Consider the following 22,013-nt stretch of genomic DNA (forward strand, 5'->3'; position numbering starts at 1 on the left):
CGGGGGCGCCCTTAACCCGCCGGTCCCTAGCGTCCTGGTCATGGACAGCGCAGAGAACCTCGGACAGATGGCCGCCCACCTCGGCCTCGACCTGGTGGCCGTGACCCTCCTGACCTTCGGGGTCTTCTATCCGCGGCACCGCAGAAGGGAGTTGGTCCCCGCCTACCTCGCCCTGAACGTCGCGCTCTTCGCCGTCGTCTCCGCCCTCGCGAGCGCCGGCGGCAACGGCGGGCTCGCGCTCGGGTTCGGGCTCTTCGGGGTGCTTTCGATCGTGCGGCTCCGCTCGGACGCGCTGCAGCACCAGGAAGTGGCGTACTACTTCATCACCCTCGTCCTGGGTCTCCTCTGCGGGCTCCCGGGCCTGGATCTCCCGGTCGCCGCCGGGCTCGCGGCCGTGCTGCTCCTGGTGATGTACGGCGCCGACCACCCCCGCCTCTTCGCCGCCGACCGGCGCGCGGTCGTCACCCTGGACGCCGTGTACCGCGAGGAGACGGCACTCCGCGCCGAGCTGGCCCGGCGCCTCGGGCAGCCGCTCGGCTGGAACGTCCGGGAGGTCGACTACGTACGGGACTTGATGGTTCTGGAAGTCCGTTTCCGGCAACCGGAACCTTCCGAGCGGGCCGGGGAGTTCGTACGTACAGCACCACGACGCCGCACGACCCGGTCCCGCACGCCTGCCGTCCCCTACCAGAAGGAGACCGTGTGAACCCCGCCGTACGCGCCATCGGACGGGCCGCGCTCGCCGCGCACCCCATCTCGCTCGACGAGGTGAACGCGCGGGCCGAACTGCTCGCCCGCTACGACCACAGCTACCTGGTGCCGGTCGAGATCTTCGACGACCTGGCGGCGCTGCTCACGGACCCGCGCCGCGCGTCGGGCCCGTTCCGGGCCCTGAGCATCGGCGGAAAGCGCTGGTTCAGCTACCACTCGACGTACTACGACACCCCCGAGCTCCTCACCTACCACCACCACCGGCAGGGCAGACGGCTGCGCTACCGCATCCGGGAGCGGGTCTACCAGGACAGCGGCGAGCGGCAGTTCGAGATCAAGCTGAAGAGCGGCCGCGGCGAGACGGTCAAGCACCGCCAGCGCCTTGAGGGCGAGGACCGCGTGCTCGACGCCGAGCGGCAGGGGTTCCTCGCGGGGGTGCTGAGCGGGTCGTACGGGATCGAGGCGCCCGGCGGGCTGACCACGGCGCTGGTCACCGAGTACCAGCGGGCGACCTTCGTGGCCGACGGCCAGCGGATCACGTGCGACGCGGGGCTCGTCGTGCGGGACGTGGCCACCGGGCGGTCGGTGGCGGCGGACTCCGGGCTCGTCCTGGTGGAGACCAAGACCCAGGGCCATCTGACGGAGGCGGACCGGGTCCTGCACCGGTACGGGGTGCGGGCGGCGGACTTCACGAAGTACTGCGGCGGGTTCGCGGCGCTGCGGCCCGAGTTGGGGGTCAACCGGTGGGCGCGGGCGGTCCGGGTCGCGTTTCCGCGGGCCGCGGGGGCGCAGCCGGGAAGGTGAGGGTCACGCGGGTGCCGCGGGTGGCGTCCGACGTGATGGCGAAGGTGCCGCCCGCGTCCTCGGCCGTGCGGCGCGCGATGTCCAGGCCGAGGCCGGTGGAGCCGCCGCCGCTGGTGCCGCGTTCGGCCGCGTACGTGGGCGGGAGGCCGGGGCCCTCGTCGGCGACGGTGAGCTCGGTGCCGCCCGCCGGGTCGGTGCGGACGGTGACGCGGAACGGGGTGCCCTGGGGGGTGTGGTCCAGGACGTTGCCGATGAGCGCGTCGATGGCGGCGGCCAGATCGTCCTCGGAAACGGGCACGGGCGCGGGCAGGGGGTGCGCGTCCTCCCCTGCCGCGATCTCGGTCGTGCGCCCCTGGTCCTCGGCCAACGGCAGCCAGAACGTGGCACGTTCGCGGGCGACGGCGGCCAGGTCCGCGTACGGGGCGTCCCGGAAGGTCCTGCGGGCCTTGCGGATCACGTCGTCGACACTGCGTTCCAGGGCGGCGACGTCCGCGGCGACGCGGTGCGCCTCCTCGGAGTCGCTCCGGGCGAGGAGGGTCTCGGCGTCCAGGCGCAGGGCGGCGACGGGGGTGCGCAGGCGGTGGGCGAGGTCGGCGGCGTTCTCGCGCTCGGCGGCGAGGAGTTCGTCGATGCGGGTGGCGAGGCGGTTCAGCTCACCCGCGACCAGGCGCAGCTCGGGCGGGCCCTCGGGAGTGGCGCGTGCGGTGAGGTCGCCCGCGGCGAGCCGGTCCGCGGTGCCGGCCAGGCGGCGGGTGGCGCCGACCAGACGGGCACCGAGCCGGTCGGCGAGGAGCAGCCCGATGAGCACGAGGCCGACCCCGATCCCGGCGAGCACGAGCCAGGACGTCATGGTGCCGGCGTACAACTGCCGCTCGGTCACCGTGACCTGCACGACGGCGGTGCCGCCGGTCGCGCCCTGGACGGGGACGAGGACCTGACGGCCGCCGGTGGAGGGCTCGTAGGTGAAGGCGCGACCGGTGCGGGCCAGGCGTACGGCGTCCGAGACGCGCCCCCGGGGGCCCGGCCCGATGACGGTCCCATCCCCAAGAACGATCGAAGTGGTCGGCAAATCCTGGGTGTTGACGCTCTCCACGGTCTGCTCGGCGGTCTCGCGCTCGTCGGGCCCCGCGAGTGCCGGCCCGAGCGCGTGCGCCACCCACTGGGCCCGAGCGGTGGCCTCGGCGGTGGTGCGGTCGGCCGCGTGGGTGCGGGTGAGGAGGGTGAGGGGCACCAGGAGAGCGGTGAGCACGAGGGCGGTGGTGGCGGCGGTGAGGAGGAGCAGGCTGCGCCGCATCAGCGGGCCCCGGGACCTTGGGCAGGGGCTCCCGCGCCGTCCGGTGGCTCCGGCGGGGTCAGCTTCACGCCGACCGTGCGGACCGTATGGAGGTAACGAGGGGCCTGAGCCGTCTCTCCAAGTTTCCTGCGGAGCCAGGAGAGGTGGACGTCGACCGTCTTGTCGGCACCGCCCAGGGGCTGTTGCCACACCTCGGCGAGGAGTTCGCGGCGGGATATCACCTGGCCGGGGCGGTGCGCGAGGTAGGCGAGGAGGTCGAACTCACGCGGGGTGAGGTCCAAGGGGCGCGCGTCCAGGGTGACTTCGCGGGCAGCCGGGTCTACGGACAACCCTCCCACCCGCAGGGGCTCCTCCGCCACGTCGGCCGCGCCGAGCCGCCGCAGGACGGCCTTGACGCGGGCGTCCAACTGGGCGGCGCCGAACGGCTTGACGATGTAGTCGTCGGCCCCGTCCTCCAGGATCGCCACCATCTCCGGTTCGTCGTCGCGCGCGGTCGCGACGATGACGGGTACGTCGCTGACGGCGCGGAGCATGCGCAGCACCTGCCCGCCGTCCACGTCCGGCAGCCCCAGGTCGAGCACGACGAGGTCGGGGCGGTGGGTGACCGCCGCGTCCAGGCCCGCCATGCCGCTGGGCGCGGTGGCGACGGCGTGCCCTTTGTCGCGCAGGGCCCGCACCAGGGCACCGCGCAGTTGGGGATCGTCCTCCACGACAAGAAGATGCGCCATACATCCACCGTAGTCAGGTGCTTTGGGTAGCCCTTAACCGGGCGTTAGGAAACTGTGCGGCACAGTGGCCGGATGAGGAAGTGGCGCAGCGCGGTGGTGACCGCGGCATGGGTGGGCGTGGGCACGGCCGCAGGGGCGCTCGGCGCCTGGCAGTTGGCCACCGCGGACGGCGGGGGCGCGGCACACAGCCGTCCCCTGGACGAGGCCGCGGTGGAAAGGGCGCTGGCGGCGACCTCGGCGTCCCCCCGGCCGACCCCGACCTCGGCCACCCCGAGCGCCCCCACGAAAACGGCCTCCGACCGGTCGACCCTGCGTTTCACGGGCGGCACGGCAACGGTCGAGTGCCGCCCCGACGGCACGGTGTACCTCGTCTCATGGAGCCCGGCGGACGGCTTCCACATCGACGACGACGTGGAACGGGGCCCGGCCGCGGTGACCCGCCTGGAGGCAGAACCGAGCGACGACGACGAAAGGGACGACTTGCCGTACGAGATCCGCTGCGGGGAGGGGGGCGAGCCGCGGGCGAGGGTGGTGGCGGATGCGGACGACTGATCCAGCCTGTTCCAGCCCGTCCGGCGTTTGAGGACGAACTCGGCGAAGCCGGTGATGGGGGTACGCAAGGCCCCCGCGCCAGAGCGGGTTTTCGGGAAGGGGCGGGGTTGGGGAGAAAGCAGTTCGACCCACCCCAGGGCCCAGGGGCCAGACACACTGTCCAGTCCCCCCGACCCCCACAAAACACACCGCCCATGTCCCATCCGCATCGTGGACATTTACCCTCGCCCCCATGACCCCTCAGCCGAACCCGAACCCCCAGGTCGGCGCCGCCGTCAAGGCAGCAGACCGCGCGCACGTGTTCCACTCCTGGTCCGCACAGGAGCTGATCGACCCCCTCGCCGTAGCCGGCGCCGAGGGCTCGTACTTCTGGGACTACGACGGCAACCGCTACCTCGACTTCACCAGCGGCCTCGTCTTCACCAACATCGGATACCAGCACCCCAAGGTCGTCGCCGCCATCCAGAAGCAGGCGGCGGAGATGACGACCTTCGCCCCCGCCTTCGCCGTGGAGGCCCGCTCCGAGGCCGCACGCCTCATCGCCGAGCGGACCCCCGGCGACCTCGACAAGATCTTCTTCACCAACGGCGGCGCCGAGGCCGTGGAGAACGCGACCCGCATGGCGCGCCTGCACACCGGCCGCCCCAAGGTCCTCTCCGCCTACCGCTCGTACCACGGCGGCACCTCCACCGCGATCAACCTCACCGGCGACCCCCGCCGCTGGGCCTCGGACAACGGCACGTCGGGCGTCGTCCACTTCTGGGCGCCGTTCCTCTACCGCAGCCCCTTCTACGCCGAGAACGAGCAGCAGGAGTGCGAGCGCGCCCTCCAGCACCTCGAGGACACCATCGCCTTCGAGGGCCCGCAGACGATCGCGGCGATCATCCTGGAGTCCGTCCCCGGGACCGCCGGCATCATGACCCCGCCGCCGGGCTACCTCAAGGGCGTACGCGAGATCTGCGATCGTCACGGCATCGTCTTCGTCCTCGACGAGGTGATGGCGGGTTTCGGCCGCACCGGCAAGTGGTTCGCCGCCGAGCACTTCGACGGCGGGATCGTGCCCGACCTGCTGACCTTCGCCAAGGGCGTGAACTCCGGTTACGTCCCGCTCGGCGGCGTCGCGATCTCCTCGGCCATCGCCGAGACGTTCGCCCGCAGGCCCTACCCGGGCGGTCTCACGTACTCCGGGCACCCCCTGGCCTGCGCCGCCGCCGTCGCGACGATCAACGTCATGGAGGACGAGGGAGTCGTCGAGAACGCGGCCCGCGTCGGGACGGAGATCATCGCGCCCGCCCTCGCGGAGCTCGCCGAGCGGCACCCGAGCGTCGGTGAGGTCCGTGGCCTCGGCATGTTCTGGGCCCTTGAGCTGGTGAAGGACAAGGAGACCCGCGAGCCGCTGGTCCCGTACAACGCCACGGGCGAGGCGAACGCCCCGATGGCCGCGTTCGGCGCCGCCGCGAAGAAGCAGGGCCTGTGGCCCTTCATCAACATGAACCGCACCCACGTGGTCCCCCCGTGCAACATCACGGACACGGAGGCCAAGGAGGGCCTCGCAGCGCTGGACGTAGCGCTGACGGAGGCGGACAAGCACACCGTGTAACCGCCTTCACGGTGAACCCTGTGTGGGGACCCGGCCGCCGGGCGACGGGAAACCGCACGCCCGGCCCCGGGAACCCCGACCGCGTAGTCTGACGTGCTCGTAAGCGAACGACGACCGCCAAGACGACTCCGCGAGGGAACCCAGATGCCCGGCACCGACGGCTCCGCCGTCATCCGCAGCACTCTGCGCCAGCAGATCGCCGACGCGCTGCGCGACGAGATCCTCGGCGGCCGTCTGGAGCCGGGGCAGGAGTTCACCGTCAAGGAGATCGCCGAGCAGTACGGCGTCTCCGCGACCCCGGTCCGCGAGGCCCTGGTGAACCTCGCCGCGCAGGGCCTCCTGGACGCCGACCAGCACCGCGGTTACCGCGTCCACGAGCACACCCTCGCCGACTACCGCGGCATGCTCGAGGCCCGCGGCCTCGTCGCCGACGGAATCTTCCGCGACCTCGCGAAGAACGGCACCCCGCTGGGCCCCAAGAGCCACAAGGAGACCACCGCCGCGCTGATCTCCGTACGCCGCCGCGGCGAGGAAGCGGCACGCGCCGCCTGCGCGGGCGACCTGAACGTCCTCATCGGCTACGACCTGCGCTTCTGGCGCGAGCTCAGCGCCCTCTTCGGCAACCCCTACCTCTCGGACTTCCTGCACCGCATCCGCGTCCAGTCCTGGGTCTGCGCCGTCACCTACCTGCGCCGCGCCGTCGAACGCGGCGACGGCGACCTGCGCGGCACCCTGTGGGCCCGGCACACCGAGCTCGTCGACGCCCTCGCGCACCGCGACCCCACGTCCGCGCACGCGATCATCGACGAGTACAACGCCCACTCACTCGCCCTCATCGAGCGGCTGGCCGCTGCATGAGCGTGGATCTGACCGTCGTCGTCCCCGCCTACAACGAGGAGCGGCGCCTGGCCCCCACGCTCGCCGCGATCCGGGCGTATCTCGACCAGGGGTACGCGGACGGCGACCGCACCCGGTGGGAGCTGATCGTCGTGGACGACGGCTCCACCGACGGCACCCTCGACATCGCGGCCGACGCCGAGGCCGCCGACCCCCGCGTCCGGCTCATCCACTCCGGCCGCAACCGCGGCAAGGGCCACGCCCTGCGCCTCGGCGTCCTCGCCTCGCGCGGCGACCGCGTCCTGATCACCGACGCCGACCTGGCCACGCCCATCGAGGAGCTGGAGTGCCTCGACAAGGCGCTCACCGACGGCCAGGCGGCCGCGATCGGCTCCCGCGCGGGAGCGGGCGCCACGATCGAGGCCCACCAGCACCGCCTGCGCGAACTCCTCGGCCGTACCGGCAACTTCCTGATACGAACGGTCGCCGTCCCCGGAGTCCGCGACACCCAGTGCGGCTTCAAGCTCTTCGACGGCGACCGTGCCCGCGAGGCCTTCGCCGCGTCCCGGCTGCGCGGCTGGGGCATAGACGTCGAGATACTGCAGTACTTCCGCCGCTCCGGATGGCCGGTCGCCGAGGTGCCGGTGCGCTGGGCGCACCAGGAGGGCTCGAAGGTCCGCCCGTTCGACTACGTGAAGGTCCTCGCCGAGCTGACCTCGCTCAAGGCCCGTACGGTCCGCCCGAAGGACCTGCTCGTGGTGGCGCTCTTCCTGGCCATGGCGGTCACCCTCTACTCGGGCCGCCTGATCGCACCCGGCTCCCGCTACCTTCCCGACTCCCTCCAGGACCAGAATCAGTGGGAGTGGTTCTTCGCGGTGACGGCGGACAACGTCCGCCACCTCCACAACCCCCTCTTCACGCACCTGCAGAACTTCCCCGACGGCGTGAACCTGATGGCCAACACGGTCATGCTCGGCCTCTCCGTCCCCTTCGCCCCCGTGACCTGGCTCTTCGGCCCGGCCGTCGCCCTCAACGCGGCGATGACGCTGGGCCTGGCCGCGACCGGCGTCGCCTGGTACTGGCTGATCCGCAAGCGTCTCGTGTGCCACCGGGGCGCGGCAGCCGTCGGCGCGGCCCTCGCGGCCTTCGCGCCACCGATGATCAGCCACGCGCACGCGCACCCGAACTTCATGGTCCTGTTCATGATCCCGCCGATCATCGACAGGGCGCTGCGGCTCTGCGAGGGCACCCGGGTCGTACGCGACGGGGTCGTCCTCGGGCTCTTCACGACGTACCAGATCTTCCTCGGCGAGGAGCCGCTGCTGCTCGCGGCGGTGGGCATGCTGCTGTTCGCCGCGGCGTACGGCGTGGTGCGCCGTGAGGTGGCGAGGGAAACGTTCCGCCCCTTGGCGCGCGGCCTCTCGGTGGCGGTGGCGGTGACCCTGCCGCTGGTCGCGTTCCCGCTCTACTGGCAGTTCTTCGGGCCGCAGAGCTACACGAGCGTGCTGCACGGCGACAACGCGGGCAACAGCCCGCTGGCGCTCATCTCCTTCGCGGAACGCTCGCTGGCGGGCAACGAGGAGACGGCGTCCGCCCTCTCGCAGAACCCGACCGAGCAGAACGCGTTCTACGGCTGGCCCCTGGCCGCGCTGGCCTTCGCGATCGTCGTACGTCTCTGGGAGCGGGCGGTGGTGAAGGCGCTGGCCTGCACGGTCCTCGCGGCGGCCTTCCTCTCCCTCGGCCCGAAGTTCCGCATCCCGCTCACGGACATCGTGCTGCCGGGCCCCTGGGCGCCCCTCGCTCACGCACCCCTCTTCGAGTCGGTCATCGAGTCGCGGGTGGCCATGGTGTGCGCCCCGGCGCTCGGCATGCTGGTGGCGCTCGCGCTGGCCGGCCTCCTCACCTCCGCGCGCCCCATGACGGCCGCGCGGTACGCGGGCGTGGCCGCGGTCGCCCTCGCGCTCCTGCCGATCGTGCCGGCGCCGCTGAAGGCGGTGGAGCGGTCGCGGCCCCCGGAGTTCATCGCCGACGGGACGTGGCGGAAGTACGTGGGCGAGGGCGAGACCCTCGTACCGATACCGCTGCCGGACCCGGCGGGCGCGGAGGCGCTGCACTGGCAGACCACCGCGGGCCTGGGCTTCAGCCTGCCCGGCGGCTACTTCAACGGGCCCTGGGGCCCGGACCGCATCGGGATCTACGGCGCCTCGCCCCGCAACACCTCCAACCTCCTGCGGGACGTCCGCTCATCGGGCCGCGCCCCGCAGATCACGGACGCGTGGCGCGGGGCGGCGCGCGAGGATCTGGCGTACTGGAAGGCGGGCGTCCTGGTCCTGGCCCCACAACCGCACGACGCCGAACTGCGGGAGACGGTGGAGGGACTCCTTGACCGACCCGGAAAGTGGGTAGACGGGGTGTGGATCTGGGATCTGCACAAGGGGAGCTAGGGGCGTCCGCCCGGACTACGCTGCCTGCACGCGAGGAACATCCGACGTCCGATATGCCGCCCGAGTATGAGCCTTTGAGCCTGACCTGAGGAGCACCCTTGGCCTGTGACCTGTGGCTGGTCCCGCTCGTCGACGTGCTGTGCCACAGCCCCGACAACCCCTTCGCGGAGGAGATCGCGACGTACGACAAGGCGCTGCACGAGGCGGGCCTGCCGCCCGTTCCCGTCTTCGCCTACATGCCGGGCCTCTCCGGGGACGTGGCCCCGGTCGCGGGCTTCGACTACGACGCGCTGCATTTCCTGCGCCGGGCCTACCTGCTCCAGGTCTGCGGCCTCGAGGTCACGCCGGTGGACGAACTGGGCGGGGACTACGAGCAGTTGCTGGAGATGTTCGACGCGACGGCCCAGCAGTCGCATCTGGTCTGGCACTACGACCACGCGGGTGCGTACGTCCCCGTCGACTTCCCCGCGCCGCTCTCGAACGACGAACTTCTCTCGGGCGGAGGTCCGTTGGGCTCGTCCCAGGCGCTGCTCCGGGAGCTGGAGTTCGTGGCCCCGTCCATCGGCATCGACGCGGCCAACCCCCCACGCCCGCCGACCCCGCCCGAGGCCCCCACGTCCCTGGAGGAACCGGCGGCCCCGGCCCCCCCGGACGCCAGCCCCTTCGCCAGGGAACGCCACGTATGGCTGGGCCTCCACGCAGCAACAACCCGAAGCCTGGCCCAGGGCTCAATGATCATCTACAGCTGACCACCACTTTTCAGCCCGTCCGGTACCTTTCAGCCCGGCCGGCGTTTGAGGCCATCTTGTACAGGGTCCAGGGAGCGCCTTGGACCCCGTACAAGCCCCCTCACCGAGGCTCCGGCGGCCGCTGCCTAGGCATGTTCGGCCGAGCCCCCGGCGGCAGGGCGGCCCGGACGGGAGGGGAGCCCGCCTCCCCCCGGGAGGCGGGAACCACCGCCTGCATGGCCAACGGCGCAGGACCCGACCGAAACTCCACCATCCAGTCCGCGGTCTCGGCCCGCACAAGCTCCGTCACATCCTCCGAGAACCGCCGAAGCACCCCGAGACACCGCTCGGCAGCCTCACTGGCGGTCCCCTCCGTGGGCCCGAGAACCTCCCGCACACTCTCCGACGCCCAGTCGAACTGCAGCACCTGAAGCCGCCGCTGCACGGCCTGCGCGGTCGCCACGTCCCGCATCCACCCGGACGTGAGCCCGAAGAACCGGTCGCACGCCACGCACGCCGCCCCCGCGAGCAACGAGACGAACCCCCAGGTGGCGACACCCTCCACCGCCCCCGCGAGATCGAGCAGCGGAAGAACCCCCGCGCCCACGGCCCCCACCGCCGCCCCCACCCGCGCGAGCCGCGCCCCGCGCCGCTTCCAGGCCCGGTCGGACAGGTACCACTCGGCGGTGTTCAGCGCCCCCCGCTCCACCCACCGGTACAGCTCGTCGAGCCGCTGGGCAGGCTCGCCCCAGTCGCCGCCAGGAAAGGCCCGCCCCGTCAGATCCCCGGTCCGCGAGCCGTCGCCACCCCCGGACACCCCACCGGAAGCACCCCCGGGAACACCTCCAGGGCCGCCTTGGTGCGCACCCGCCCCGGCACCCTGCCCCTCCTGGGGCACCCCCTCGGGCTGCATCTCCGGCTGGCTCACCCGGCACTCCCTCTTACCTCTACGAGATCCCTGACCGTCCCCTGCGGCAGTTCCGTACGGTGTTCGCACGGTGACGGTTGGTGCGCATGCGCAGCCCCAGTCCTACCGCCCAATGGGTGGCCGTGAGCCCGTTTTCACGGTATTTCCGCCCGGAAGAGGTGCTTGATCAGGTATAGGAGGACGGCCGGTCTCACTCGAAAGAGTGCTGGGGCGAGGGCACCCTCGACCACGTAGGCTCATTCCAGGTGGAAAAAGCACTGCCAGACCCACCAACAGACCTGCCGACAGACCAACCAAAACAGGAGCTGATCGTGATCCCCGGTGGTGGCCAGCCCAACATGCAGCAGCTGCTCCAGCAGGCCCAGAAGATGCAGCAGGACCTCGCGACCGCGCAGGAGGAGCTCGCGCGCACGGAGGTCGAAGGCCAGGCGGGCGGCGGCCTCGTCAAGGCGACGGTCACCGGTTCCGGTGAGCTGCGCGGCCTGGTGATCGACCCCAAGGCGGTCGACCCGGAGGACACCGAGACCCTCGCGGACCTGGTCGTCGCGGCGGTCCAGGCGGCGAACGAGAACGCGCAGACGCTCCAGCAGCAGAAGCTGGGCCCGCTGGCACAGGGCCTGGGCGGCGGAGGCATCCCGGGCCTTCCCTTCTAAGAGGGCCACGGGCCAACTACCGTACGTATCAAAGCTCCATACTCGGCAAGAGCAGGAACAGGAAAGGGAAAGGCACCCCGTGTACGAAGGCGTGGTTCAGGACCTCATCGACGAGTTGGGCAGGCTGCCCGGCGTCGGTCCCAAGAGCGCGCAGCGGATCGCCTTCCACATCCTGCAGACGGAGCCGACGGACGTACGCCGCCTCGCCCACGCCCTCCTCGAGGTGAAGGACAAGGTCCGCTTCTGTGCGACCTGCGGGAACGTCGCGCAGGAAGAGCTCTGCAACATCTGCCGCGACCCGCGCCGCGACCTCAGCGTCATCTGCGTGGTCGAGGAGCCCAAGGACGTCGTGGCGATCGAGCGTACGCGCGAGTTCCGGGGGAAGTACCACGTACTGGGCGGAGCGATCAGCCCGATCGAAGGGGTCGGCCCGGACGACCTGCGCATACGAGAACTCCTCGCGCGCCTGGCGGACGGCACGGTCACCGAGCTGATTCTGGCCACGGACCCGAACCTGGAGGGCGAGGCGACGGCGACGTACCTCGCACGGATGATCAAGCCCATGGGCCTGAAGGTCACCCGCCTGGCCAGCGGGCTCCCTGTCGGGGGAGATCTGGAATACGCGGACGAGGTCACCCTGGGCCGCGCCTTCGAGGGGAGACGACTCCTAGATGTCTAAGAAGCAGCAAGAAGAGTCCACGCATCCGGCGGAAACCCCGGCTCGGGCCGCGGTCCCGGCGCACGAGCCAGCCGTCCTGCTGCACGCCTCCGCCCAGGACCCGGACTCCTTCGCGGTGCAGATCTCGGACCAGATCGAGAGCTTCATCGTGGCGGTGACCGAGGTCGCCAAGGGCGACGAGCCGGACTCGGCCGTGCCCTTCCTCCTTCTGGAGGTCTCCCAGCTCCTCCTGGCCGGCGGCCGCCTGGGCGCGCACGAGGACATCGTCCCCGACGAGCGCTACGAACCGGACCTCGGCCCGGAGCGCGACGTGGACGACCTGCGCGAACGCCTGGCCGCCATGCTGGAGCCGGTGGACGTCTACTCCGAGGTCTTCGACCCGTACGAACCGCGCAAGGCCCCGGTGCCGGCCCGCATCTCCGACGACCTCGCGGACGTCGTCGCGGACCTCTCCCACGGCCTGGCCCACTACCGCGCGGGCCGCACGACCGAGGCCCTGTGGTGGTGGCAGTTCTCGTACTTCTCCAACTGGGGCTCCACGGCCTCGGCCACCCTCCGCGCCCTCCAGTCCCTGGTGGCCCACGTCCGCCTGAACCAGCCCCTGGAAGACCTCGACGGCCTGGACACGGACGAGGACCTGGCGGAAGAGGCCCTCGCGGAGGCGGCGGGCAAGGTCATGGCGGAGGAGATCGCCGGGCCCCTGGGCCTCAGGACGGTCAAGTAGTCCCCGGGAGGGGCCGGGCCGAGGTCATGGCCCCGCCCGCTCCCCGTGGCTCGCTGTGACCCGCCCCACTTTCCGGAGTGTCCGACTCCCCGCTGGGCATGTGCCAAGCCGAGCGGTCGAAACGTACGTCCCGAGCAGCGGGAACGTATGCCGAGGGGTGATCACCTGGTGGGCGGGACATCTCACCATGTGATATCCGCGCGGCGAATTTCGGCCGCTCGTTAGACTGAGCCGACCGCAGCAGTGCGGTGAAGACGGACTGAGCGAGGAGCGCACGTGAGCCTTGTCGTGCAGAAGTACGGAGGCTCCTCCGTAGCCGATGCCGAGGGCATCAAGCGGGTCGCCAAGAGGATTGTCGACGCCAAGAAGAACGGCCATCAGGTCGTTGTCGTGGTGTCCGCCATGGGTGACACGACGGATGAGTTGATCGATCTTGCCGGGCAGGTTTCCCCGATCCCTGCCGGGCGTGAATTCGACATGCTGCTGACCGCCGGGGAGCGGATCTCCATGGCCTTGCTGGCCATGGCGATCAAAAACCTGGGTCACGCGGCCCAGTCGTTCACGGGCAGCCAGGCCGGTGTCATCACCGACTCCGTCCACAACAAAGCGCGGATCATCGATGTCACGCCGGGCCGCATCCGGGCCTCCATCGACGAGGGCAACATCGCCATCGTCGCGGGGTTCCAGGGTGTCAGCCAGGAGGGCAAGAACATCACCACGCTGGGCCGCGGCGGGTCGGACACGACCGCTGTCGCCCTCGCCGCCGCGCTCGACGCCGAGGTCTGCGAGATCTACACGGACGTGGACGGCGTTTTCACCGCCGACCCCCGTGTGGTGAAGAAGGCCCAGAAGATCGACTGGATCTCGTTCGAGGACATGCTGGAGCTCGCGAGCTCCGGGTCCAAGGTGCTCCTCCACCGCTGCGTGGAGTACGCCCGCCGTTACAACATCCCGATTCACGTGCGCTCGTCCTTCAGCGGACTGCAGGGCACGTGGGTCAGCAACGAACCGCAAGGGGACCGCAAGGTGGAGCAGGCCATCATCTCCGGTGTCGCGCACGACACCTCGGAGGCCAAGATCACGGTCGTCGGCGTGCCGGACAAGCCGGGTGAGGCCGCCTCGATCTTCCGCGCCATCGCGGACTCCGGGGTCAACATCGACATGATCGTCCAGAACGTGTCGGCCGCTTCGACCGGACTCACGGACATCTCGTTCACCCTGCCCAAGGCAGAGGGCCGCAAGGCGATCGACGCCCTGGAGAAGACGCGGTCGGCCATCGGCTTCGACTCGCTCCGCTACGACGACCAGATCGCCAAGATCTCGCTGGTCGGCGCGGGCATGAAGACGAACCCCGGCGTCACCGCCGCCTTCTTCGAGGCGCTCAGCGACGCGGGCGTGAACATCGAGCTGATCTCGACCTCCGAGATCCGCATCTCGGTCGTGACCCGCGCCGATGACGCGAACGAGTCCGTGCGTGCCGTGCACACCGCCTTCGGCCTCGACTCCGACACGGACGAGGCCGTGGTCTATGGAGGCACCGGGCGATGACCGGAAAGCCGACGCTCGCGGTCGTCGGAGCGACCGGGGCCGTCGGCGCGGTCATGCTCCAGATCCTGTCGCAGCACGCCGACATCTGGGGCGAGATCCGACTCGTGGCCTCACCGCGCTCGGCCGGCAAGAAGCTGGCCGTGCGCGGTGAGGAGATCGAGGTCCACGCGCTCGCCGAGGAAGTCTTCGACGGTGTCGACGTGGCGATGTTCGACGTCCCCGACGAGGTCAGCGCGCAGTGGGCGCCCATCGCGGCGTCAAAGGGCGTCGTCGTCGTGGACAACTCCGCCGCCTTCCGGATGGACCCGGACGTGCCCCTTGTCGTCCCGGAGGTCAATCCGCACGCCGCGCGCGTACGCCCGCGCGGCATCGTGGCGAACCCCAACTGCACGACGCTCTCGATGATCGTGGCCATCGGCGCGCTGCACGCCGAGTTCGGCCTGCGCGAGCTGATCGTCTCCTCGTACCAGGCCGTGAGCGGCGCCGGGCGGGACGGCGTGGACACCTTGCGCCGCCAGATGAAGCTGGTGGCCGGTTCGGATCTCGGCACGAGCCCCGGTGACGTACGCCGTGCCGTCGGCGACGACACCGGGCCCTTCCCGGAGCCGGTGGCGCTGAACGTGGTGCCGTGGGCCGGGACGCTGCGGGAGGACGGCTGGTCGTCCGAGGAGATGAAGGTGCGGGACGAGTCCCGCAAGATCCTCGGCCTGCCCGACCTGAAGGTCGCCGCGACCTGCGTACGCGTGCCGGTCGTGACCACGCACTCCCTGACCGTGCACGCACGCTTCGAGGACGAGGTCACGGTGGACCGCGCGCGCGAGATCCTGGCCACCGCCCCGGGCGTCGTGCTGTTCGACGACCCGGCCGCCGGGGAGTTCCCGACGCCCGCCGACGTGGTCGGCACCGACCCGACCTGGGTGGGCCGGGTGCGGCGCGCACTCGACGATCCGACGGCCCTCGAGCTCTTCGTGTGCGGGGACAACCTGCGCAAGGGGGCCGCGCTGAACACGGCCCAGATCGCGGAGCTGGTGGCGGCGGAGCTCACCGGGCGCCAGCACTGACCGGTCCCGATCTCATCCCTTGACCGGTCCCCGGCGCGGGAGTCCCTGTGGGATCTGTGTAAATTCTGTGTCCAACTTGGTGGCCGGGATCGCTTGATCTGGACCATTGCCACGTTCGAAGATTCGCCATAAGCGTTCGAAGATATTCGTCCCCGTCCTCTGCAACCAGCAGCAGGGCGGGGCGCGTCTTTGCGAGCGCCCTCCCGGGGGCGTGACCTGAGCGCTGCGAAAATTGGGCATAGGGGAAGAGCTGGTACGCATGGGGGCAATTGATGCAGCGTCACCGACGGCGACGCTGCCTGCCGCAAACGCGCCGCGCGATGCGTACAACCCTCCAGGGGGTAGGCGTGTCCAACTGGCGTGGCAGAGGTTCTCGATTTCACAGCGGTTCAGGCGAGGGGTGCGACCCTGCGCCCGCCCCGCCGTCCCCGTGCGCCCGCCGGCATGCCGGTGATCGCCCCCATGCCCACCACGAGATCGGCCCGCATCCCGACGCAGCGCGAGGGCGCTGAAGAGGCGATGAGCGCGGGCACCACAGTCGACCACCTGACCGAGACCTACCGCGCCCACTACCGGTCGCTCCTCGGCCTGGCGGCGCTGCTTCTCGATGACACGGCCTCGTGCGAGGACGTGGTGCAGGAGGCGTTCATCCGGGTGCACTCGGCGCGCAAACGCGTCCGGGACCCGGAGAAGACGCTCGCCTATCTGCGCCAGACCGTCGTGAACCTCTCGCGGTCCGCGCTGCGCCGCCGCATCCTCGGGCTGAAGCTGCTCTCGAAGCCGATGCCCGACATGGCGAGCGCCGAGGAGGGTGCGTACGACCTCCTTGAGCGCGACGAGCTGATCAAGGCGATGCGCGGCCTCCAGCGCCGTCAGCGCGAGGTCCTGGTCCTGCGGTACTTCGCGGACATGACCGAGGCGCAGGTCGCCGAGACCCTGGGCATATCGCTGGGGTCGGTGAAGGCGTACGGCTCGCGCGGGATCGCGGCTCTGCGGGTCGCCATGGAGGCACCGGCATGAGCGAGCATGAGTACGGGCGCGAGCAGGACGAGAGCGCCGAGTTTGAGCAGCGTGCTGGGGACGGAACTGTGGAACACGGCCAGGGCGACGAGCCCACCGCCTCCGAGAACGAGACAGGCGCCGCAGAGGGCGGGGCGAGGTCCGAGGGGTCCGGGGCCGAAGAGCCCGTGACCGAGGACCCCGGGGGCGACGAGGGCGGCGAGGCTGCTGAGGCTCCTGAGGCCACCGAGGCTGTGGAGACCGCCGAGAGCAAGGGATCCGGGGCGGGTTCCCCGTTGGACTCCCTCTTCGGTGGAGACGAAGGCTCCGGCGCCGACGAGCTGGCGCTGCGCAGGATGATGCGCTCGGCGGTCCAGGAGATCGAGCCCGGTGACCGCGCCCTGGAGCGCCTGCGGCATGCGGTGCCGGCGCGGCGACAGCGCAAGCGGCAGGCCGTGGTCGGCATGGCGGCCGCCGCACTCTTCATCGGCACCGCCATCCCCGCTCTCGTACACGTCACGAACTCCGGCGGCGGCTCGGACGACCGGCCGTCGATCGCGGGCAACAGTGAGCAGACGCAGGGCGGTTCGAGCCAGGGCAAGGGTCCCGGCGGCGGGGAGAAGGGCGAGAGCAGCGGCTCCGGGCCCTCCAAGTCCAAGGACAAGAAGGACAAGAAGGGCAAGAAGGACGGCAAGGGGAAGGGCGAGGCCAGCGGCGGCGCGACCGGCGGCCCCGACCCGGCGGGCACGGAGTCCGCGGGCTCGCCCGCCTGCGCGGTGGACCAGCTTGGCAACGCCTCGGGCAGCGCGGGCGTGGCCGAGGCCGACGGCAAGGTGTACGGCACGTTCCGCGTCGCCAACGTCTCCGGCAGCAGCTGTACGGTCAGCGCCCCGGGCAGCGTGAGCACGGCGACCACGGGGGCGGCCGATCCCGCGAAGATCCTCGTCACCGACCACGTGGCGGGCGACGCGGCGACGGGCCTCCCGGACCCGTCGCAGGCGGTCAGCTCCCTGGTCCTCCAGCCGGGCGCCGCGTACGAGGTGAAGTTCGCCTGGGTGCCTTCGGAGGCGTGTCCGACGGACAGCGGCGAGCCTTCGCCCGACCCGACCCCCACCGAGAACGGCGGCACGGACGGCGGCACGCCGGGTGGCGCCGAGCCCCAGATGGTGCGCGAGGACGGCGGCGTACTGGACGGCGGCGTGACGGTGTCGCTCACCGCCCCCCAGGGTTCGCCCGCCGCAGGCGCGACGATCGTCAACGCGTGCGCGGGGACGGTGTACCGGACGGGGATGCTGTCGGCGTCGTAAGCACAGAAGTGGCCGGGCCGGAACCTTTGAAAGGTTCCGGCCCGGCCGCCGTATGGGCGGGAGTCAGCCCGCGCGAACCCCGGCAGCTGATTCGGTCGTTCCGTCACCCGTGGCCGTGTCCTCCGGCAGGAGCCCCAGCTCGGCGTCCCGCGCGAACTCCCGCTCCCGCCGGAACAGCCGGAACCACATGAAGACGACGAACCCCGCGAACACGAACCACTCGCCGGTGTAGCCGAGGTTCTGGAATGCCTTGAGGTCGAGCCCGGAGTTCTCCGGCGCGGCCGCGGGCACCGCCTTCATCCCGGAGTCACCCTTCGCCAGGGTGACCCAGGCGTCGTACACGTCGTCCTTGACCACGTTCACCAGCGAGGCCGCGCTGATGGCGCCCAGCTGTCCGTCCGGCAGTCCTCCGGCCGCGCTGACCCCGTTCGAACCGGGGCTCTCGGAAGCCTGGAGCGCGCCCGTCACGGTGACCTCGCCGGAGGGCGCCTCGGGAGCCTTCGCCGCGCTCGCCTTGCCGGGGAGCCAGCCGCGTACGACGGGCAGGTCCTTGCCGCTCTCGGTACGCAGCAGCGTCAGGACGTAGAACCCCGACTTGTCGTCCAACTCCCGGCCCGGCACAAGCAGTTGCCTGCCGTACCGTCCCGTGGCCGACACCTGTTCCCCGGACGTCTCCTTGTCCACGGGGAGCATCGAGTCCAGCGGCCGTGCCTTCTCCTCGGTCCGGGTGGGCGAGGCCTGCCGGTCCGCCTGCTGCTGAGCGGCGTCATGCGCCTCGACGCGGTCCTCGAACCGCCCCAACTGCCATGACCCCATGAAGACGCAGACGGGGATGGCCAGCAGTACGAAGACGTTGATCCCCCACCAGCGGGGCGTCAGCAGGAACCGGTACACACCCCCACGGTACGGGGGCGCCCGTGGGGGAGAGGCCGCGGGGTTGCCGAATCCGTCGCTCCCCGAACCCGCCGCCCCCCGCCCCCGCGGCCCCCCGACCCCGCGGTCGGGCTAGCGGAGGTGCCGCTCGGCGAAGTCCAGTTCCAACCGCACCTGCTTGATCCGCTCGTCCACGACGAGCGAGCCGTGCCCGGCGTCATAGCGGTACACCTCGTGCACCGCGTCCCGCGCCTTGAGCCGGTCCACGTAGTTCTCGACCTGGCGGATCGGGCAGCGCGGGTCGTTCACGCCCGCGGAGATGTAGACCGGGGCCTTCACCGCGTCCACGTACGTCAGCGGGGACGAGGCCTCGAAGCGCTCCGGGACCTCCTCCGGCGTACCGCCGAGGAGCGTGCGGTCCATGGCCTTCAGGGCCTCCATCTCGTCGTGGTACGCCGTCACGTAGTCCGCGACGGGGACCGCGGCCAGGCCCACCGCCCAGGCGTCGGGCTGCGTGCCGACGCCGAGGAGCGTGAGATACCCGCCCCAGGAGCCGCCGGCCAGGACGATGCGGTCCGGGTCGGCGAGGCCCGACGTCACGGCCCACTCCCGCACCGCGGCGATGTCCTCGAGCTCGATCAGGCCGACCCGGTGCTTGAGGGCGTCTGTCCACTCCCTGCCGTAACCGGTCGAGCCGCGGTAGTTCACGCGCACCACCGCGTACCCGTGGTCCACCCAGGCCGCGGGGCCCGCCGCGAACGCGTCGCTGTCGTGCCACGTGGGACCGCCGTGGATCTCGAAGACCGTGGGGAGGGGGCCGGCCGCACCGGCGGGCTTCTGTACGAGGGCGTGCACCCGGCCGCCGGGGCCCTCCACCCACACGTCCTCCACCGGCACGGACGCCGGGGCCTTCATGCCGGGCGGGTCGAGCACGACGCCGCCCGACGTCGAGCGCACCACCGGCGGCTCGGCGGCCGACGACCACAGGTACTCCACGCTGCCGTCCGGCCGTGCCGTCGCCCCCGACACCGACCCCGCGGGCGTCTCCACCCTGACGAGGTCACCCGAGGCGAAGCCGTACCGGAACAGCTCGCTGCGGGCCTCGAAGCTGTGCGCGATGAGCAGGGCGGAGCCGTCCGGATACCACTCCGCGCTCACGTCACCCGGCAGGTCGAGCGCCAGGTCCGTCTCCTCGCCCGTCGCGACGTCCCACACCATCGGCTCCCAGCGGCCGCGCCGCTGATGCCCGACGAGGAGCCGCGTGTCCCCGTCGACCGGCGCGAAGCCCAGGACCTCAAGGCCCAGCTCGACCGTGCCGCCCTCGGTGTCGTCGAGCTCGGCGACCGTGGAGCCGTCCGGCCTGATCACCCGGAGGGTGGAGTGCATCGCGTCGCCGTGCTCCGTGTGCTCCACGGCGATCAGCGAACCGTCGTGGGAGAGGTCGCCGACGCCCGCGGACTCGCGATGGCGGTAGATCTCGACGGGGTCCGCGCCGGGCGCCCGTACGACATGGATCGTCGAGCCCTCGTCGTCCGTCGAGCGGCCGACCACGGACATCCGTCCGTCACGCGCGAGGACGAGGCCCGCCGGATACGACGGGTCGAGTCCCGGCACCGCGGGCTCGTCGGTGCCGCCGCCCGTGAACGGCTGGCGCATCCACACGCCGAATTCGTCGCCGTCCGTGTCGTTGAACCACCAGATCCACTCGCCGTCCGGCGTGAGCACCCCGTCCGTCGTGCCGTTCGGCCGGTCCGTCACCTGGCGCTGCTCGCCGGTCGCGCGGTCCCACGCGTACAGCTCGTACGTCCCTGTCGCGTTCGACACGAACAAGGAGCGGTCGGGGGCGTCCTCGGCCCAGTCCGGCAGGGAGACCCGCGGCGCACGGAACCGCTTCTCCCAGTCCGGCATCGGCGCACCCGCGTCCCCGCCCGCAGCCGTGTCCCCGCCCGCAGCCGTCGGCGTCGTCTTCCCTGCACCCGCACCCAAGTCGCTCATGGACCCCATAGTGCACGTACGCGCCGACAATCCGCTGGCGAGGGTCCCCAGCCTGTGGATAACTTTCTGGAATGTACTCACCGACCCCGTCCGACTGGCGCGAGGCCAACCGAAAACGCTGGGACGAGCGGGTGCCTCTCCACCTGGCCAGCGACTACTACGACCTCGAGGCCTTCCGCGCGGGCAAGGACCCGCTGCGCGCCTTCGAACTCGCCGAGGTCGGTGACGTCACCGGGCGCTCCCTGCTCCACCTCCAGTGCCACCTCGGCCTCGACACCCTCTCGTGGGCCCGGCACGGGGCCTCCCGCGTGGTCGGCCTCGACTTCTCCGAGCCCGCCGTGGACGCGGCCCGCGACCTCGCCGCCGAGCTGGGTCTCAGCGCCGACCAGGCGTCCTTCGTCGCCGCGGACGTGTACGACGCGGCGGATGCGGTGCCGGACTCCTCGTACGACATCGTCTACACCGGAGTGGGCGCCCTGTGCTGGCTCCCCGACATCCAGCGGTGGGCCGAGACCGCGGCCGCGCTCGTCGCGCCCGGCGGCTTCCTCTACCTCTCGGAGTTCCATCCGCTCACGGACATTTTGGACGACGCCACGGGCTCACGGATCGAGTACGACTACTTCGCCCGCGACGCCTGGATCGAGGAGACCCCCGGCGGCTACGCGGACAACACCACCCCCACGGTCCACAACCGCACCGTGGAATGGCAGCACCCCGTGGGCGAGGTCGTCTCGGCCCTCGCGTCGGCAGGCCTGCGGATCGAGTTCCTCCACGAACACGACACGACCCTCTTCGAGCGCTTCGGCACCCTCGAACTCCGCGACGGCGCCTACCGGTTCCCGGCATCGCGCCCCCGCATCCCCCTCATGTACTCCCTGCGGGCGAGCAAGGCCCGCGAGACGAGGACCTGAGGTTTCCGTCGGGGCGAGCAGCTCAGGGACGCGCGCCCGTCGGCCGCACCCACCCCTCCCACACGAGCCCGTCGGGCTGCGCCGCCTCGCTCTCCCCCCGGCGAGGCGGGGCCGTCGAACCCGGGCCCGCCGGATCGAACTCCCCGAGCTTCGTCCAGCCCCACGAGCGCAGGACCTCGCGCCCCAGGTCGTCGTCCCGCTTGATGACCGCGACGACGAGATCCGTGGTGTGCCGTATGAGCAACAGGGTGCGCAGGCGCTCCGAGATGCCCAGGCGCCGGTAGGCGGGCACCACCATCAGCTCGGTCAGGAGGAAGACCCGGCCCGAGGCCGTGCTCTCCTCCACCTCTGAGGGCAGAACACCCCGGAACCCCTTCCACCAGTCGCCGGTACGGTCCGCGCGGTAGCCGTAGAGACAGCCGACCAGGCCCGCCGCGTCGGCGACGACCATGTCGAAGTCGGGCCGCTGCACGGTGTTCTCGAAGACCCGCAGGAATCCCTGCCGGTCGCGGTACTCGGCGCCCGCGTCCCCTTCGTAGGCCTCGACATAGACGTCGGCGACCGCTTCCCGCTGCTGCTCCGCCTGCCACCGGGTCAGCCGCCGCAAGAAGACCTCAGCCATTCGTTCCTCCGCCCG

At 71.4% G+C, this 22,013-nt stretch carries 21 protein-coding genes; 15 read left to right on the forward strand and 6 right to left on the reverse strand.

What is annotated here, in order from left to right:
• Positions 1–40: 40 nt before the first annotated feature.
• A complete protein-coding gene (locus AB0M70_RS41690) occupies positions 41–706 on the forward strand; it encodes a DUF4956 domain-containing protein (RefSeq protein ID WP_365829011.1) in 666 nt (221 codons plus the stop codon).
• Positions 703–1,515 (forward strand): VTC domain-containing protein, encoded by an 813-nt coding sequence (locus AB0M70_RS41695; RefSeq protein ID WP_365829013.1) that lies wholly within the window; start codon positions 703–705, stop codon positions 1,513–1,515. Before AB0M70_RS41690 ends, AB0M70_RS41695 begins: the two co-directional genes overlap by 4 nt.
• Here AB0M70_RS41695 and AB0M70_RS41700 read toward each other — a convergent pair.
• Positions 1,448–2,809, reverse strand: coding sequence for a HAMP domain-containing sensor histidine kinase (locus AB0M70_RS41700; RefSeq protein WP_365829015.1), 1,362 nt, complete (start codon positions 2,807–2,809; stop codon positions 1,448–1,450). The genes AB0M70_RS41695 and AB0M70_RS41700 overlap by 68 nt on opposite strands.
• Entirely contained in the window at positions 2,809–3,537 is a 729-nt protein-coding gene (locus AB0M70_RS41705; RefSeq protein ID WP_365829017.1) for a response regulator transcription factor, read from the reverse strand. The genes AB0M70_RS41700 and AB0M70_RS41705 overlap by 1 nt, the downstream gene beginning before the upstream one ends.
• Positions 3,538–3,609: 72 nt before the next feature.
• Here AB0M70_RS41705 and AB0M70_RS41710 point away from each other — a divergent pair, with 72 nt between their 5' ends.
• From AB0M70_RS41710 to AB0M70_RS41730, 5 genes are all read left to right on the forward strand, one after another.
• Complete coding sequence (locus AB0M70_RS41710) at positions 3,610–4,089, forward strand: hypothetical protein (protein ID WP_365829019.1); 480 nt, start codon at positions 3,610–3,612, stop codon at positions 4,087–4,089.
• 232 nt (positions 4,090–4,321) lie between these two features.
• Entirely contained in the window at positions 4,322–5,689 is a 1,368-nt protein-coding gene (locus AB0M70_RS41715) for an aspartate aminotransferase family protein (RefSeq protein WP_365829021.1), read from the forward strand.
• Between the two features lie 144 nt (positions 5,690–5,833).
• On the forward strand, positions 5,834–6,547 hold the full coding sequence (locus AB0M70_RS41720) for a GntR family transcriptional regulator (protein ID WP_365829023.1): 714 nt from the start codon (positions 5,834–5,836) through the stop codon (positions 6,545–6,547).
• On the forward strand, positions 6,544–8,970 hold the full coding sequence (locus AB0M70_RS41725) for a dolichyl-phosphate beta-glucosyltransferase (protein WP_365829025.1): 2,427 nt from the start codon (positions 6,544–6,546) through the stop codon (positions 8,968–8,970). Before AB0M70_RS41720 ends, AB0M70_RS41725 begins: the two co-directional genes overlap by 4 nt.
• A 98-nt stretch (positions 8,971–9,068) precedes the next feature.
• Positions 9,069–9,719 (forward strand): hypothetical protein, encoded by a 651-nt coding sequence (locus tag AB0M70_RS41730; RefSeq protein WP_365829027.1) that lies wholly within the window; start codon positions 9,069–9,071, stop codon positions 9,717–9,719.
• A 100-nt stretch (positions 9,720–9,819) separates the two neighbouring features.
• On the opposite strand, the gene AB0M70_RS41735 is transcribed toward AB0M70_RS41730, so the two are convergent.
• Complete coding sequence (locus AB0M70_RS41735; RefSeq protein ID WP_365829029.1) at positions 9,820–10,626, reverse strand: SLATT domain-containing protein; 807 nt, start codon at positions 10,624–10,626, stop codon at positions 9,820–9,822.
• A gap of 311 nt (positions 10,627–10,937) precedes the next feature.
• Here AB0M70_RS41735 and AB0M70_RS41740 point away from each other — a divergent pair, with 311 nt between their 5' ends.
• The 7 genes from AB0M70_RS41740 (at position 10,938) to AB0M70_RS41770 (ending at position 17,597) form a co-directional block, all read left to right on the forward strand.
• The gene (locus AB0M70_RS41740; RefSeq protein ID WP_125514106.1) at positions 10,938–11,279 is read left to right on the forward strand and encodes a YbaB/EbfC family nucleoid-associated protein; all 342 of its coding nucleotides are present in this window, start codon (positions 10,938–10,940) and stop codon (positions 11,277–11,279) included.
• A gap of 79 nt (positions 11,280–11,358) precedes the next feature.
• Entirely contained in the window at positions 11,359–11,958 is a 600-nt protein-coding gene (recR, locus tag AB0M70_RS41745) for a recombination mediator RecR (protein ID WP_125514107.1), read from the forward strand.
• Positions 11,951–12,682, forward strand: coding sequence for a DUF5063 domain-containing protein (locus AB0M70_RS41750; RefSeq protein WP_365829032.1), 732 nt, complete (start codon positions 11,951–11,953; stop codon positions 12,680–12,682). Before recR ends, AB0M70_RS41750 begins: the two co-directional genes overlap by 8 nt.
• Before the next feature lie 276 nt (positions 12,683–12,958).
• Positions 12,959–14,230, forward strand: a complete 1,272-nt coding sequence (locus AB0M70_RS41755; protein ID WP_249588720.1) for an aspartate kinase — start codon at positions 12,959–12,961, stop codon at positions 14,228–14,230.
• Positions 14,227–15,291 (forward strand): aspartate-semialdehyde dehydrogenase, encoded by a 1,065-nt coding sequence (locus AB0M70_RS41760; RefSeq protein ID WP_365829034.1) that lies wholly within the window; start codon positions 14,227–14,229, stop codon positions 15,289–15,291. Before AB0M70_RS41755 ends, AB0M70_RS41760 begins: the two co-directional genes overlap by 4 nt.
• A 360-nt stretch (positions 15,292–15,651) precedes the next feature.
• Entirely contained in the window at positions 15,652–16,311 is a 660-nt protein-coding gene (locus tag AB0M70_RS41765; protein ID WP_363210486.1) for a SigE family RNA polymerase sigma factor, read from the forward strand.
• On the forward strand, positions 16,308–17,597 hold the full coding sequence (locus AB0M70_RS41770) for a hypothetical protein (protein WP_365829037.1): 1,290 nt from the start codon (positions 16,308–16,310) through the stop codon (positions 17,595–17,597). Before AB0M70_RS41765 ends, AB0M70_RS41770 begins: the two co-directional genes overlap by 4 nt.
• Positions 17,598–17,660: 63 nt before the next feature.
• Here the strand turns inward: AB0M70_RS41770 and AB0M70_RS41775 are convergent, their stop codons facing one another.
• Both AB0M70_RS41775 and AB0M70_RS41780 read right to left on the reverse strand, forming a co-directional pair.
• Positions 17,661–18,491, reverse strand: a complete 831-nt coding sequence (locus AB0M70_RS41775; protein WP_365829039.1) for an SURF1 family protein — start codon at positions 18,489–18,491, stop codon at positions 17,661–17,663.
• A 111-nt stretch (positions 18,492–18,602) separates the two neighbouring features.
• Positions 18,603–20,378, reverse strand: coding sequence for a prolyl oligopeptidase family serine peptidase (locus AB0M70_RS41780; protein ID WP_365829057.1), 1,776 nt, complete (start codon positions 20,376–20,378; stop codon positions 18,603–18,605).
• A gap of 158 nt (positions 20,379–20,536) precedes the next feature.
• On the opposite strand from AB0M70_RS41780, the gene AB0M70_RS41785 reads away from it, so the two are divergent.
• Positions 20,537–21,376, forward strand: coding sequence for a class I SAM-dependent methyltransferase (locus AB0M70_RS41785; protein WP_365829041.1), 840 nt, complete (start codon positions 20,537–20,539; stop codon positions 21,374–21,376).
• 22 nt (positions 21,377–21,398) lie between these two features.
• Here the strand turns inward: AB0M70_RS41785 and AB0M70_RS41790 are convergent, their stop codons facing one another.
• Positions 21,399–21,998 carry a hypothetical protein gene (locus AB0M70_RS41790; protein ID WP_365829043.1) on the reverse strand — a complete coding sequence of 200 codons (600 nt, stop codon included), beginning with the start codon at positions 21,996–21,998 and terminating at the stop codon, positions 21,399–21,401.
• Positions 21,999–22,013: the final 15 nt, after the last annotated feature.

The sequence above is a fragment of the Streptomyces sp. NPDC051214 genome (assembly GCF_040682375.1).
In the GTDB taxonomy this organism is placed as follows: domain Bacteria; phylum Actinomycetota; class Actinomycetes; order Streptomycetales; family Streptomycetaceae; genus Streptomyces.

Excerpts from the sequence above, each read along its gene's own strand:
- AB0M70_RS41750 (WP_365829032.1), top strand. The coding sequence starts at position 11,951 with ATGTCTAAGAAGCAGCAAGAAGAGTCCACGCATCCGGCGGAAACCCCG.
- AB0M70_RS41790 (WP_365829043.1), bottom strand. The coding sequence starts at position 21,998 with ATGGCTGAGGTCTTCTTGCGGCGGCTGACCCGGTGGCAGGCGGAGCAG.
- AB0M70_RS41715 (WP_365829021.1), top strand. The coding sequence starts at position 4,322 with ATGACCCCTCAGCCGAACCCGAACCCCCAGGTCGGCGCCGCCGTCAAG.
- AB0M70_RS41785 (WP_365829041.1), top strand. The coding sequence starts at position 20,537 with ATGTACTCACCGACCCCGTCCGACTGGCGCGAGGCCAACCGAAAACGC.
- AB0M70_RS41725 (WP_365829025.1), top strand. The coding sequence starts at position 6,544 with ATGAGCGTGGATCTGACCGTCGTCGTCCCCGCCTACAACGAGGAGCGG.
- AB0M70_RS41700 (WP_365829015.1), bottom strand. The coding sequence starts at position 2,809 with ATGCGGCGCAGCCTGCTCCTCCTCACCGCCGCCACCACCGCCCTCGTG.
- AB0M70_RS41690 (WP_365829011.1), top strand. The coding sequence starts at position 41 with ATGGACAGCGCAGAGAACCTCGGACAGATGGCCGCCCACCTCGGCCTC.
- AB0M70_RS41770 (WP_365829037.1), top strand. The coding sequence starts at position 16,308 with ATGAGCGAGCATGAGTACGGGCGCGAGCAGGACGAGAGCGCCGAGTTT.
- AB0M70_RS41705 (WP_365829017.1), bottom strand. The coding sequence starts at position 3,537 with ATGGCGCATCTTCTTGTCGTGGAGGACGATCCCCAACTGCGCGGTGCC.
- AB0M70_RS41710 (WP_365829019.1), top strand. The coding sequence starts at position 3,610 with ATGAGGAAGTGGCGCAGCGCGGTGGTGACCGCGGCATGGGTGGGCGTG.
- AB0M70_RS41720 (WP_365829023.1), top strand. The coding sequence starts at position 5,834 with ATGCCCGGCACCGACGGCTCCGCCGTCATCCGCAGCACTCTGCGCCAG.
- AB0M70_RS41780 (WP_365829057.1), bottom strand. The coding sequence starts at position 20,378 with ATGCCGGACTGGGAGAAGCGGTTCCGTGCGCCGCGGGTCTCCCTGCCG.
- AB0M70_RS41760 (WP_365829034.1), top strand. The coding sequence starts at position 14,227 with ATGACCGGAAAGCCGACGCTCGCGGTCGTCGGAGCGACCGGGGCCGTC.